The following is a 13,692-nucleotide window of genomic DNA, read 5'->3' as shown; positions in this document are numbered from 1 at the left end:
GGTTTCATTACCTCTTATTTTGCTTCAGCTACTGCGCTGCCATCTGGAACCGGAACACCGAAATCAGGTGTGCCATCTTCACGCCAATGAATCACTTGAGCACGGGCGTGACGGTTCGGATCATACAAGGGATCACCCTCGATGTCTTTGTAATTACGCGCATGATAAATCAGAATATCGGTCTTGCCATCCGGTGACACCGTAAAGCTGTTATGCCCCGGACCGTATTGGCCGTTCGCTTCACAAGTCTGGAATACAGGCTCGGGTGATTTCACCCAGCTAGCCGGATCAAGCAAGTCGGCATTTTCATCTGCGGTGAGCAGACCCATACAATAATTGTAATCGGTCGCGCTGGCCGAGTAGCCGATAAACAACCGCCCATTCCGATGCATCACGGCTGGGCCTTCATTCACTTTAAAGCCGATGATCTCCCAATCGTACTCTGGCGTAGAGATCATAACCTGTTCGCCGCGTAGCGTCCATGGGTTCTCCATTTCGGCAATGTACAGGTTGGAGTTGCCCACAATATCAGGATCTTTCTGCGCCCAGACCAGATAGCGAATCCCCTTATGTTCAAAGGTTGTTGCATCCAGCGCGAATGATTCCCACCGTGTGTAAATCTGTCCCTTTTCTACCCAATCTCCTTCGAGTGGATTCGCGGAATCGTTCTCCAGAACATACATCCGGTGATCAAACAGTCCTTCGTTGGTCTCACTGGTGTGAGCCGCAGCGTAGTGTATGTACCATTTGCCATCGATAAAATGAATCTCCGGTGCCCAGATGTTGGCACTCATCGGCCCCGTGTCACGCTTGGTCCAAGCCGTTACCGGCTCAGCATCTCTTAACTCTTCCAACGTCTCTGCTCGCCGGATCTCGATCCGGTCAAAGGCTGGTACGGAAGCGGAGAAATAATAGTACCCGTCTGTATGACGGTACACCCACGGATCAGCGCGCTGCTCCAGGATGGGATTAGTAAATGTAATAGAATCAGTCATGGGAATGCTCCCCTTTCTTTCAAATGTTGTTTGGCTCGAAGTTGGGGAATGTAACCCAATTGCGAAAAAAGCGAAAACCTTTTTGGGTGGTGCACAGCGGACGTTCGGGGGTGGCAGGGCCTTGGTGCTCTCTTGTCCTCCGATTTCTTTTTATCACCGCTCCTGGCGGTTGAAATCGGATGCCAAACTCGCTCCTGCGGCTCCTTCCTCCCCCTCACTGCTTGTGCACCCTCGGAGCGGCAGCTCGCTCTTACCGCGCTCGCTGGGTTACAACCTCACTTCGAGCCTTTTTGTTGGCTCGGTCTTATGGGGTTGACCGCTTCGCAGGGTCAACTCTCCCCATATTTAGTGCATTATTGGCCTCAGACATAGGCCAACTTTGTCATGCACAGCGGACGTTCGGGGGTGGTAGGACCTTGGCGCTCTCTTGTCCTCCGATTTCTTTTTATCACCGCTCCTGGCGGTTGAAATCGGATGCCAAACTCGCTCCTGCGGCTCCTTCCTCCCCCTCACTGCTTGTGCACCTTTAGAGCGGCAGCTCGCTCTTACCGCGCTCGCTGCTCGCCCCCTTACTCCTCCGCTGCGCTGATCTGCTTGCCCCAGACCGCCACACCGCTGTCATTAAGACCTGTCACCACCAGCGCGGGCTGGCTTCTCTCCCAGTCCCAGGACGGCAGCAGTTTCAGCTCTTCTGTGGAGGCTCCGCCCCATGGGCTTTCTTTCCACTTCAGTGTCAGTGTTTGTTTGTCATCAAGGGTCCAGGTTCCTGAACCTTTTTCGCTTTTAATTTTACCGTTGCTTGTTAGGGTATAAGGCACGGCTTGAATCTGCCCTTCCACGGACGGATCAAGTGCCATTCCTTCCCACGCCCCGGCAATCATGGACTTCGGAATATCCTGTGTGGTCTCACCTGCGTACCGTTCAGGTGAAACGACAGGCCAGCCGCCCTTCGTCCATAACATTTTGCGTACATGCAGATATGGCCAGTTTTTATCCGTCTCACCCCGTGCATGATGCACGATGTAATAATCGTCTCCGTCCTTCAACACGGAGTTATGTCCAGGCGCAACCCAGCCTTCACCTTCTGTGAAGCGATAACTGCCGAGAATTTTGGTGCCGATCTCATATTGCGGCAGATACTCCGTATCCAGCATGTTATTGCCGTTTATGTCCGTATACGGTCCTGTGATTGAATCGGCACGCGCAACCCGCACGTTATAGTCCTCGAATAAGGAATCATAGGAGACGAACAGATAATACTTTTTGAACTCCGGGTTATACACAATGTATGGACCTTCCACTGCGCCCTCTTCAGTTGCACGATCCCGAGCAGCAATGCGAGTACCATAACCCTCGTCCTTGAATTTCCCGGTATCCGGATCGAGTGGGGCAATATAGATTCCATCAAAAAACGAACCATATACCATCCACGAATTGCCCTCGGCATCTACGATGGGATTGGCATCAATGGCATTTAATTTGTCCTGTTCATTCGCAGAAGTTTTTACAACCAGTCCTTCATCTGTCCATGGACCTTCGGGAGATAAGGATGTCTGAAGACCAATGGCCGACTGGGTACTGCCAAAAGAAGAAGCCGAATAATACATCCGATAGGTATCGCCAACTTGGATCACATCGGGTGCCCACAGATTGACTGCACCTGTCCAGTCCAGCGCTTCTTGCGGAATACCCGGCAGAGCCTGACCTACCCACTTCCAGAGGATCAGATCATCTGATTTGCGTACCATGACGCCGGGTTTCGCTTCTCCTGCTACACGAACGTCTGTGGAATAGACGTAGTATCCCTGGTCTGTTTTGATAATGGCCGGATCATGCGCATTGTTCACCGTCCAGCGTGATTCATCGTCCAAAATGGAGGTGTCATACAACTGAGTATCTTGAGGAGCTTCAGGAAAGACCGGACGGGACACCGTTTCTCCTGAACAACCCGTAGCTCCAACAACCATCAATAACAACATGGAAGCAACCACTCCTTTTCCTGAATTCGACCACCGCCGGAATTTCTTCCGCTGGTTCATCCCTTGACTCCCGAAATGGCAACCGATTCAATAATCTGTTTCTGGAAGATCAGGAAGATGATTAATACCGGTAACAGGGCTACAATCGACGCCGCCATAATAAGTGGGTAATCGGTTTGAATCGCATACGTGGCATTGAAGTTCGCGATAACGAGCTGTAACGTCTGCTTCTCCGGTGAATTCAGATAGATAATCGGTGCCAGATAATCATTCCAGATGCCCATGAACCAGAGAATCAGCTGTGCAGCAATCGCCGGTTTGATGAGTGGAAACGTAATACTGGAGTACAGCCGGAAGTAGGAACTTCCATCGATTTTTGCTGCTTCAATAATCGCATCAGGCACACTAAGCAGATATTGACGCAGGAAAAAGATCATGATGACGTTACCGAACAGGCCAGGAACAATCAGTGGTAACAGCGTATCCACCCAGCCCAGCTTTGCAAACATGATGAATTGTGGGATCATGACTGTCGGATAAGGAATCATCATGGATGCCAGCAATGCGAGAAACAGTTTGTTTTTGTGTGGGAATCTTAACTTGGCAAAAGCAAAGGCAGCGATACTGGACGTAAACGTACCCACCACAGTTACACTCACCGCAACGATGAGGCTGTTTTTGATCCCGCTGAGCAGCGGGCCTGCTTCCCAGATTTCTTTATACTTTCCAAATTGGAATACTTCAGGTATCCATACAGGCGGAAGCGCGAACACATCCTGCTTCTCCTTCAATGACGTGGACAACATCCAGATCAGTGGTGCAATCATCGCAATCGCACCAATCGCGAGTACGATAAAAATGATCGAGTTTGTTAATTTCCTCTTTTGACTGTAAGACATCTCCGGTTCACTCCTTTCCTTGACAATCAATCCCCATCATAGGCTGATTTTTCGTTCATTTTGAATTGCACCAGGGTAATGACAAAAATGAAAATACCAAGAATCATGGCCATCGCTGAGGCATAACCCATCTGCAAGTTACTGAAGGCTTTCTGCCAGATGTAGAAAACGATCGATGCCGAAGAATATTCGGGACCACCCGTAGGTGTCATAATGTTCATCTCGGTGAAGATCTGGGAACCCCCAATAATATTTGTAACAATGAGGAAAAAGGTAACTGGCTTCACCATAGGCCAGGTGATATTGCGGAAGATCTGGAACCCATTGGCTCCATCCAGCTCAGCCGCCTCGTAGTATGTACGTGATACACTTTGCAGTGCCGCCAAGTACAATAACATCGTGTATCCCAGACCCTTCCACACTGTCATAATAATCAGAGCTGGTTTGACCGTGTCTTTGTTCGCAAGCCAGTTAGGCCCTTTAATCCCAAACAGGTCAAGGAACTGGTTCACCAGACCGTAATCCCCGTTGTACGCCCAGTTCCACATGATGGACACGGCAGCAAGGGAAGAAATGACCGGGATGTAATAGATTACTCGGAATGTCGTGGTGCCGGGAATTTTACGATTCAGACCCATTGCCAGCAACAATGCGAGCAACAATCCAATCGGAATACCGAGCATCAGGAAGAATGTATTAAACATCGCTTTGTAGAAGAGGTCATCCGTCAGCAAATCCTTGAAGTTGGCCAAACCGATAAAGTTCATCTGTCCCAGTCCGTCCCAATCCGTAAAGGAACCATAAAGGGAGTAGAGGAACGGGAACATGACAAAGATCAGCAATCCAAGAATCGGAGGTAAAATAAACAGATATCCGTACAGCATCTCTTTGCGATACAAACTCGATTTCGTAATCACGGCGTTCACCCCTGTTTCTAGTATCAGCATGTGGCATTCTTCGATTGAACCTTGCCGATCAACGAATGCCACATGCCCGTATGGAATCCAATAAGTTCCAATACGAATGATGCCAGCAGCATGATTGCAGGCTGCCGGCATCACCCTTTCCTATCTACTATTTCTGAGATTTCTTTTCTTGTTCAACCGCTTTGTCGAGCAGTTTTTGCATTTTTGGTTGTTGCTGCTTCACATAGTCTGCGGCTGTAATCTTGCCATCCAATACCGGCTGGATGTCCGTAAAGAACAGGTCATACCATTCTGCATTGTACGTGTAGTTACCTGGCAGTGCCCGGCCGTAATCTTCAACAATATCAATGAATTCCTGTTTGTTGGCTGGTTTCGTGGATGTATCTTTGGCCCACTCGTCTGCCATATCAAGCAAGTTCGGAATCTGTACCTTGGCATCTACCAGTTGCTGCATGCCTTCCTTCGAAGCCGTTAGGTAGTTCACCAATGCTGCCGCTTCTTCCGGATGTTTCGTTTTCGCGGATACTCCGATTCCCAGAGATCCGATCCACGTTGCCGATTTACCAGTAGATCCCGCAGGGAATGGCAGCAAATCATAATCGAAAGGTAATTTCTCAAATGTACTCATATCCCATGGGCCTACTGGGAAGAAAGCCATTTCACCTTTCATCCAGCGTTGATACGTATCCAATGTTTGCGCTTCCTCAATGGAAGGTGTAATTTTGTATACGTTCTGCATATCCGCGAAGAATTGCAAGGCTTCAGCGAATTTTGGATCATCAATTGTTACCTTTGTTTTGGTCTCATCCAACCAATCCCCACCGTTGCTCCATACAAAGGATTGCAGGGCCCACTGTACGTTGAATCCAGTACCGTATACATCCGATTTACCATCTCCATTGGTATCCTTGGTCGCTTGCTGGTTCACCTTGATGAACTCTTCCCATGTGTATGGTTTATCCTTGTCAGGGAGTGGGATGCCCTCTTTTTCAAACAACGTTTTGTTGTAACCCAGTGCAAATGGCCCCAGATCCTTCGGCATACCATAGATGTCACCTTGTCCTGCCATTTGGCCATCATAACGGTACAGGTCCACGCCGTATTTCCAGATATTATCGAGATCCACATCCGGATTGTTTTCAATATACGAAGTGAGGTTCATCAGCACATTGCTGTTCACATACGCCTTCACGTCGCCCGGATTGATATAAAATACGTCAGGCAAGCTGTTGCCGGTAATTGCCGCTCTCAGCTTGGTTGCATATTGATCCGCAGCCGTTACGATAATTTTGACTTTCACACCCGGATGATCTTCTTCGAATTTCTTGACCACCGCTTGGTATGCTTTCTGCTCATCTGTCCCCCCACGGAACATAAACGTTAACTCCTTGTCCCCATTTGCACCGCTGCTGCCTCCTCCACAGCCCGCAAGTACCAGTGCACTTACCAGCATAAGAAGCATAAATGTGACCCAACTCTTTTTCTTTACCATCTGAACCCCTCCTGATCTGGACTTGTAACCGTATTCAATTGGATGAAATAAGATTTCTGTTGTTAAATTTATCAAATCCAGATCACTTTAGTCAATACTTTTATAAAACATTTTATATTTATCTAAAATAAATCAATATTTCGGCCAGCCATTCGAGTCCCAAAGCAAGTCATTAATCAGCAATTTCGGATTGCCATTATCCTCTGCATCATAGGCGTGTCGTGCAATGACATTGCCGTTGTACACGTCCTGACCACCTGGACCTTTCCATTTCACATTGCCTGTATCCAGTACCGTCCCGCCACCATTCAGCATATTGACTCCGTTTTTGTCCACATAAGGGCCTGTTATGCTGGTCGAACGTCCATAGACCATTTTGTAGGTACTGTTCACCCCTTGGCAGCAAGAATCGATGGAAGCAAACAGGTAATAATAGCCGCCACGATATACAACACTTGGTCCTTCAATAGCACCTCCGTTATTCGGGCGCGCCGCAATGGAAGTTATGTTTCCTGTCGGTTTCATCGTATTTTTGTCCAGTTTGACAATCTTCAGACCGCTCCAAAACGAACCAAAAGCCAGCCATGGATTGCCTGAAGCATCAATGACCAGATTCGGATCAATGGCATTGTAATTATTGGCGGTCGTGGTTTGAAGCACCAATCCTTCGTCCTTCCATTGCCCTGCTCCAATGCTGTTCGCAGACGCAAGACCAATCGCAGACCGATTGGAGCCAAAGGTCGAGATCGAATAATAGAGCCACACTTTTCCGTTATACTGCTCTACGTCCGGTGCCCATACATCCAATCCGCTTTGTCCCGGAACGGCAGAAGCCCACCAGGATGGCTTACTTAAGAAGATTTGTGGAACACGATACCAGGACGATCCATTATCGGATTTCAATACTTGAATACCCGGGCCGGTTGAAAAAGTGTACCAGGAACTGCCCTCTTTGATAATCGACGGATCATGAACAGCGGTATCTCCGGTCAGATTCCAGAACGCCGCCAAAGCTTTTGACTGACCTGCCAGCAGTAATACCATCACAAGTAATGCCGGTAACGCCAACCGTTTCCACATAACCCTCTTCACATTGCTTAACTTTTCCAAACCAAACTCCACCTTTCCGATCAAATGGTTAATTAGGTTCATGAAGTAATGAATCAATTTAGGTATAATAGGATTATAAAAGCGGTTACATGACATTTCAATGGTATATTTCAAATATATGTGAACTGATTAACACTTATTTTAACCGGAATAGTGAACTAAATATAGATTATATATTCGTATTTGCGCTATACACAAGGGTTTTGGCTTCTATTTCTCCACCCTTCCCTTCCATGAGGGAATGATTTATAATTATCTGAAATAAAACATATAAATGTGCAAATGTCTGTGTCGAAGACTTTGTTCAGAACGGGGAAAGGAAATCCACCTATGATTTATATTAAAGATCTGATGTCGGGTGTGAATATCTTCAAAGCGCTCAGTTCGGAAATCCGGATTCAGATCATTGAGCTGCTGGCCAAGAACCAAAGCCTTAATCTCAATGATCTTGCAACCAAGCTGGGACTGAGCAATGGTGCCATCACAATGCACATCAAGAAGCTTGAAGAGAGCGGATTGATCGAGATCAACACCGCTGTTGGCAAACATGGAATCCAGAAGATATGTTATCTCAATGAGGAAAAATTGATGGTTGATCTGCGTTCACAAGAGATTAACAATCGTTATGAGGTGGAAATTCAGGTCGGTCATTACAGCGATTATCAGGCCGCACCTACATGTGGTCTCGCTACCCGGGACAGCATTGTTGGAGAGTTCGATGATCCGCGGTACTTTGCTGATCCACTACGAATTGATGCGGAGATGATCTGGCTGGCCGAAGGTTATCTCGAGTATCGGATTCCAAACTATCTCAAACCTAATCAGTCCTTTAGCGAAATTCAGTTGTCGATGGAACTGGGTTCGGAGGCCCCTGGCTTTTGTGACAATTACCCTTCGGATATTTACTTCTATGTCAATGGGATTGAGATTGGCTGCTGGACAAGTCCGGGGGATTTTGGCAATACACGCGGTACCTTTAATCCTGAATGGTGGCCTCCGCACTTGAATCAGTACGGCATGCTGAAGCTGATTCGGATTACGCAAGAGGGCAGCTATATCGACGGATGTCGTATCTCGGATGTAACGCTGGACCAGATTGGGCTGGATTACAAAAGCGATATTCACTTCCGCATTGCGGTTACCGACGGACCTTTGAACAAACGGGGCTTAACAATCTTTGGCAAAAACTTTGGAAACTATGGACAGAATCTGCTCGCTCGGGTTCTCTATAACGTGCAAGAAGAGTAGAGCCATCTCTGACTATTCACTCGATATGAAGTTCGACCGATCTGCTAACGTAACTGTTCAACACAACAACAATCATGTGTCTTCGAAAGGGTGCTATCCAGCACTCTTTTTTTGTTGTGATATAATAATGGCCTGTAATGACAAAATGGAATAACGGGCGGGGATACCTTTTGAAATTGGAGCGATTAATCTCAATCATATATAAACTGCTGAACCACGAAGTATTGTCTGCTTCCACCTTGGCGGAAGAGTTTCAGGTGTCCCCAAGAACGATCTATCGGGATATTGATGTAATCTGTGCCGCCGGCTTCCCGGTCGTCTCCCATCAGGGACTCAAAGGCGGCTACGGCATGATGGACGGATACAAGATGGATAAAAGCTTGCTCGGTTCTTATGATGTGGATTCCCTGATCACGGTCCTGAGCAGTCTATCCACAGTATTCGAAGATGCACGTGCACAAGGCACGATTGAACGTCTGCAAACGATTGGACCGGAGCATCAAACCTCAAGTCTGTCGGTGGATCTGGAGACTCGCCGAACAGAACCTGACGCCCTTCCTCATCTGCGTAAAGGGATTACGGATCATCAGGTTGTCCGTTTTGACTACATCAATACAAAGAATGAACATACACCCCGCCATCTGGAACCTTTAAGACTTCATTTTAAATATCGTAATTGGTATGTATACGGATTTTGCCAGACACGGCAGGATTATCGCGAGTTCCGACTGTCCCGGATGATGAACGTGCAACTGACATCGGAACACTTCCACCCCCACCTTGAGCTTCCCCAAGAGAATGTTGTGTCAGATCCATCATGGCAAGATCAGGTAAGTGATGTTGTATTTCGGGTGAACCCGGAAGCGCTAGCGGAAGCCATGGACCATTTTCAACAGGCAGATAAGCAATTTCACGAGGATGGAAGTATGACGATGCGCATCTCGGTTTATCAACCGTTACAAGCCAAGTGGTTATGGTCGTTTCTGCTTAGTTTGGGAAGTGGCGCTGAGGTGCTTGAACCGATTGAATTACGAGGTATTCTGAAAGAACAGCTTCGAGACGCACTTAAACTCTATGAAGAAGTATGACACGCTGTTGTCATACTTCTTTTTTTATAATCATTTTAGTAAGTAACCACATCCCTCGCCAAATTAAAGGAGACGATCATTCATGAATCATCCGGAACAAATGTATAACTACAACGCATGGGCTAATCAAACCATCCTGAACAGAATCAAAGAACTTCCCTCTTCTGTGCTGAGTCAGGAAGTGAACAGTTCATTTCCAACCATCGCCCATGCCCTCAGCCATATCTACGCAGTGGATAAGATGTGGTATCTGGTGTTAACGGGCACCGGTATGCCCGAGGCACTCCAGGCATGCATGCCTCTCAATGGTGAAATTCACGGTTCAATAGATGAGTACATGCAAATGTTTGCCGATCTGTCGGCACAATACAGCGAATGGCTCCAAGGCCAAACTAATCTTGAACAAACCGTGCTGCTCGATAATCCATTTGCCGGCGTCCGCGAAACCAGCTTATCGGAAATGGTATTCCATCTGGTCAATCACGGGACCTACCACCGAGGCAATGTGTCTACCATGCTGCGTCAGTTGGGGCATGCCTCCGTCATGAACGACTATTCTCTCTTCTGGTATCAAGAACCGGCTCAAGTATAGACAACGATGCGATGGAGAATGTACATTGTATCCCCGTGACATCGAGGGAAGAATTGAGAAGTTGGTTGCAGGAGCATGGAAAAGTCCAGAAATCTTGCTGGGTCATGGTTAGCTTGAAACCCACTCCGGATACTCTGCTGTATTTGGATGTGGTTGAGGAGTCGCTATGCTTTGGCTGGATCGATGGGGTCAAAAAGAAAATATCCGAGACTCGATTGGCACAGAGATTATCTCCCCGAAGCAAACGTAGCTCATGGACAGAATTGAACAAGGAACGTGTCCGTCGACTTGAAAAGTTGGGCTTCATGCATGACGAGGGTAGAGAGGTTCTTCCTGTTATGGAGCCAAATGCTTTCATAATTGATGGTGTGATCGAACAAAGGCTGAAAGAAGACCATCAGGTTTATGCAAATTTCATGGCCTTCCCTAACCTGTATCAAAACGTTCGGATCGATACGATCCAAAGTGTTAAGAATCAGCCAGCATTATTCCAGAGCAGATTAGATAAGTTCATAACCAACACAAAGGAAAATAAAATGTACGGTCAGTGGCATGATCACGGACGGCTTCTGGATTATTAAAAACCCTTGAAAATACGAAAGCAGGACCTCCTCGTAAGATGGTCCTGCTTATTTTTTTGGATTTATACGTTGGCGAATCTCGGCCCAGAATTTCTGTTCACCTCTCCCGGCTCACACATCATATTCATTCGGGTGTTAATGATTCTGCCTGTATGTTTTGGGAGACTTACCAAAGGCTTTCTTGAACTGGCGGGTGAAATAATTACTGTCGTTAAATCCACATTCATACGAAATTTCCGTGATGGACAGATTCCCGTTTTTCAACAAATGACAAGCCTTCTCCAGACGCAACTTCTGCAGATAAGAGATCGGGGTCATCTGATAATAGGATCGAAAAATCCGGTTCAGATGCCTTATGGAGATATTCGACTTCCCCGCAATATCCTCCAACGACAGTGGCTCCAGATAATGATCTTCAATAAATGAAATGGCATTGGCCAGATGCATCAGATTATTACCTTCAATCCCTTTCTCCTGCGTATCATATTGTCTCGATAAATAAACAACCATCTCCGTAAGACGTGAGATCAACATCGTCTGATACCCTTGCTGTTTACTCTGATACTCCTCAATCATGAACGATATCAGTGATTCCACATACTCCAGACTGGAAATGGATAACGAAAGTTTACTCGGAAATGATTGAATATTACGATAAAACGGTTCCAAAACAAACAACGCCTGAAAGCCGTTAGATTTTCTCAGATCGGGACCGGCCGAAGCAAGCATCTCGAGACTGAACATAATATTACAGATCCTAAAATCATGAGGGTCTTTATACGCATGATGGGTGTCGCCATTAATCACAAATGCGTTCCCTTTTTTAATAAAAAATTCTTCGGTGTTCACCACATGGGTTGCATGACCATTCAGAACAATCACAAGTTCCGTAAAATCCATATGATTATGAAGCTCCATGTCCTCAACATGTCCACCGTACTGAATAAAAAACGGAAATTGTTGATGATCCGAGGTAAACCATCTCAAATATGCATTACTCAAAAGCATTCCCCTCCGCAAACCATGTTGGGTTGAATGTCTATATCATGCTATTCGAGGACCGAAAAATCAAGGTTGGAAATGATTGAAGACGATATAATGCCCCTTGTAGCAAGGATATCTCTCATACGTCCAGGTCCATATTACACTTTCGACATGAATAGGAGCATAACATGATGAAATATACCAATCCGGTCATTCCGGGGTTTTATCCGGATCCAAGTATTTGCCGTGTAGATGAAGACTATTATCTGGTAACCAGTACCTTTGAATATTTTCCTGGCGTGCCCATCTTCCATAGCAAAGACCTTGTGAACTGGCGACAGATCGGCCATGTCCTCACAACAACGGAGCAACTCCCTCTAGCAAACGCAGGCAACTCTGGCGGCATTTTTGCCCCAACACTGCGGTACCATGATGGCTGGTTCTATATGACAACAACCAATGTCAGCGGCGGCGGGAATTTTTATGTACGTAGTGCCCAGCCCGAGGGACCATGGTCTGCTCCGATTTTTGTTGATCAGGGCGGCATTGATCCCTCTTTTCTCTTTGATGAAGATGGACATGTGTATTTTCAAACGGCCTGTAACGGCGATGAAGGCGAGGGCATCTATCAGTGTGAGATAGACATCACGACCGGAGCCAGACTAACGGATAGCCGATTAATCTGGACCGGAACCGGAGGCGCAGCCCCCGAAGCTCCCCACATGTATAAAATAAATAACCTCTACTATCTGATGATCGCCGAAGGTGGAACCGAGTATGGTCATATGGAGACCATTGCTCGAAGCACAGAGCCATACGGACCATTTGATCCGTGTCCTCATAATCCAATTCTGTCCAATCGAAGCATGAAAACCAGTATCCATGCAACTGGACATGCAGACCTTATCCAGATCCAGGATGGAAGCTGGTGGGCCGTATGTCTTGGCCTTCGTCCAGCAGGTTACCCCATGCGGCACCATCTGGGACGTGAAACGTTCCTGGCACCTGTCACATGGACGGATAACGATTGGCCGACAATTGGTGTTGATGGACATATTGAACCGGTGATGACTGGACCTTCATTGCCTCAGCACCCTTGGTCACCTCAGGCTGCCCGGGATCATTTTGACGAACCAACCTTGGACATGAACTGGATCTTCTTGCGGAACCCGGCTCCGAATAGTTGGACACTCACAGAAAATCCCGGACAACTCATCCTGCGGGGGAATTCGGTATCGCTCGATGAGGGTAGAAATCCAGCCTTTGTTGGGCGTCGATTGAGCCATTTCTTATGCAATACGGCCACCGAGCTGTATTATGAGCCAAATGCGAGCGGTGAGGAAGCTGGATTAACCTTATTTATGAATGATAAATATCATTACGATTTGGCTGTAACACAGGTCGATGGGCAGAAGAAAATCGTATTGCGACGAACCGTCGGCTCTATGCGAACCGAACAGGTGCTTGACTGTGACAAGGGGCCGGTTGTATTACAAATCAAGGCTGACCGTAATCACTTCACGTTCCTCTACCAGCAAGGTTCATCCGATGCCATTGAAGTGGGTTCAGGAGAAACACATCTGTTATCTACCGAAGTGGCGAGTGGTTTCACTGGTGTGATGATCGCCATGTACGCTTATGCTCCATCGGAGGAGTCTACACCTGCAAGTTTCGATTGGTTTGACTATGAACCTCTGAACGAATAATCGTTTTAACTCCTATATTCAGTAATAGAAAATATAATATATGATCAGCTAAAATTATCCCCTTAAAGTAGATACTCTTTGAAAAGCCTTGT

12 protein-coding genes are annotated in these 13,692 nt (G+C 46.9%); 5 read left to right on the top strand and 7 right to left on the bottom strand.

Annotated features, from left to right (window positions below):
* Window positions 1-14: 14 nt before the first annotated feature.
* The 6 genes from IFU39_RS12635 to IFU39_RS12610 form a co-directional block, all read right to left on the bottom strand.
* A complete protein-coding gene (locus IFU39_RS12635) occupies window positions 15-995 on the bottom strand; it encodes a glycoside hydrolase family 43 protein (RefSeq protein ID WP_192132968.1) in 981 nt (326 codons plus the stop codon).
* Window positions 996-1,564: 569 nt separating this feature from the next.
* Window positions 1,565-2,974 (bottom strand): arabinan endo-1,5-alpha-L-arabinosidase, encoded by a 1,410-nt coding sequence (locus IFU39_RS12630; protein WP_192133219.1) that lies wholly within the window; start codon window positions 2,972-2,974, stop codon window positions 1,565-1,567.
* A gap of 56 nt (window positions 2,975-3,030) precedes the next feature.
* Window positions 3,031-3,873: a carbohydrate ABC transporter permease gene (locus tag IFU39_RS12625; protein ID WP_036611483.1), complete on the bottom strand. Its 843-nt coding sequence runs from the start codon at window positions 3,871-3,873 to the stop codon at window positions 3,031-3,033.
* Window positions 3,874-3,899: 26 nt separating this feature from the next.
* Window positions 3,900-4,790 (bottom strand): carbohydrate ABC transporter permease, encoded by an 891-nt coding sequence (locus tag IFU39_RS12620; RefSeq protein ID WP_036611613.1) that lies wholly within the window; start codon window positions 4,788-4,790, stop codon window positions 3,900-3,902.
* Window positions 4,791-4,947: 157 nt separating this feature from the next.
* Window positions 4,948-6,291 (bottom strand): ABC transporter substrate-binding protein, encoded by a 1,344-nt coding sequence (locus IFU39_RS12615; RefSeq protein WP_192132967.1) that lies wholly within the window; start codon window positions 6,289-6,291, stop codon window positions 4,948-4,950.
* A 132-nt stretch (window positions 6,292-6,423) separates the two neighbouring features.
* The gene (locus IFU39_RS12610; RefSeq protein ID WP_192133217.1) at window positions 6,424-7,371 is read right to left on the bottom strand and encodes a glycoside hydrolase family 43 protein; all 948 of its coding nucleotides are present in this window, start codon (window positions 7,369-7,371) and stop codon (window positions 6,424-6,426) included.
* Window positions 7,372-7,731: 360 nt separating this feature from the next.
* On the opposite strand from IFU39_RS12610, the gene IFU39_RS12605 reads away from it, so the two are divergent.
* From IFU39_RS12605 to IFU39_RS12590, 4 genes are all read left to right on the top strand, one after another.
* Window positions 7,732-8,649, top strand: a complete 918-nt coding sequence (locus IFU39_RS12605) for an ArsR/SmtB family transcription factor (RefSeq protein ID WP_017690213.1) — start codon at window positions 7,732-7,734, stop codon at window positions 8,647-8,649.
* 170 nt (window positions 8,650-8,819) lie between these two features.
* Window positions 8,820-9,737, top strand: a complete 918-nt coding sequence (locus tag IFU39_RS12600; RefSeq protein ID WP_192132966.1) for a helix-turn-helix transcriptional regulator — start codon at window positions 8,820-8,822, stop codon at window positions 9,735-9,737.
* An 82-nt stretch (window positions 9,738-9,819) separates the two neighbouring features.
* Window positions 9,820-10,329 carry a DinB family protein gene (locus IFU39_RS12595; protein ID WP_105600771.1) on the top strand — a complete coding sequence of 170 codons (510 nt, stop codon included), beginning with the start codon at window positions 9,820-9,822 and terminating at the stop codon, window positions 10,327-10,329.
* 11 nt (window positions 10,330-10,340) lie between these two features.
* Window positions 10,341-10,910 carry a YdeI/OmpD-associated family protein gene (locus IFU39_RS12590; RefSeq protein WP_105600772.1) on the top strand — a complete coding sequence of 190 codons (570 nt, stop codon included), beginning with the start codon at window positions 10,341-10,343 and terminating at the stop codon, window positions 10,908-10,910.
* 135 nt (window positions 10,911-11,045) lie between these two features.
* On the opposite strand, the gene IFU39_RS12585 is transcribed toward IFU39_RS12590, so the two are convergent.
* On the bottom strand, window positions 11,046-11,918 hold the full coding sequence (locus tag IFU39_RS12585; RefSeq protein WP_445739028.1) for a helix-turn-helix domain-containing protein: 873 nt from the start codon (window positions 11,916-11,918) through the stop codon (window positions 11,046-11,048).
* Between the two features lie 167 nt (window positions 11,919-12,085).
* Between IFU39_RS12585 and IFU39_RS12580 the strand changes: the two genes are divergently transcribed.
* The gene (locus IFU39_RS12580; RefSeq protein ID WP_192132964.1) at window positions 12,086-13,600 is read left to right on the top strand and encodes a glycoside hydrolase family 43 protein; all 1,515 of its coding nucleotides are present in this window, start codon (window positions 12,086-12,088) and stop codon (window positions 13,598-13,600) included.
* The last annotated feature ends 92 nt before the right edge of the window (window positions 13,601-13,692 follow it).

This window comes from Paenibacillus sp. CFBP 13594 (assembly GCF_014842675.1).
Lineage (GTDB): Bacteria > Bacillota > Bacilli > Paenibacillales > Paenibacillaceae > Paenibacillus > Paenibacillus amylolyticus_B.
This window is presented reverse-complemented; position numbering and strand designations above follow the sequence as displayed.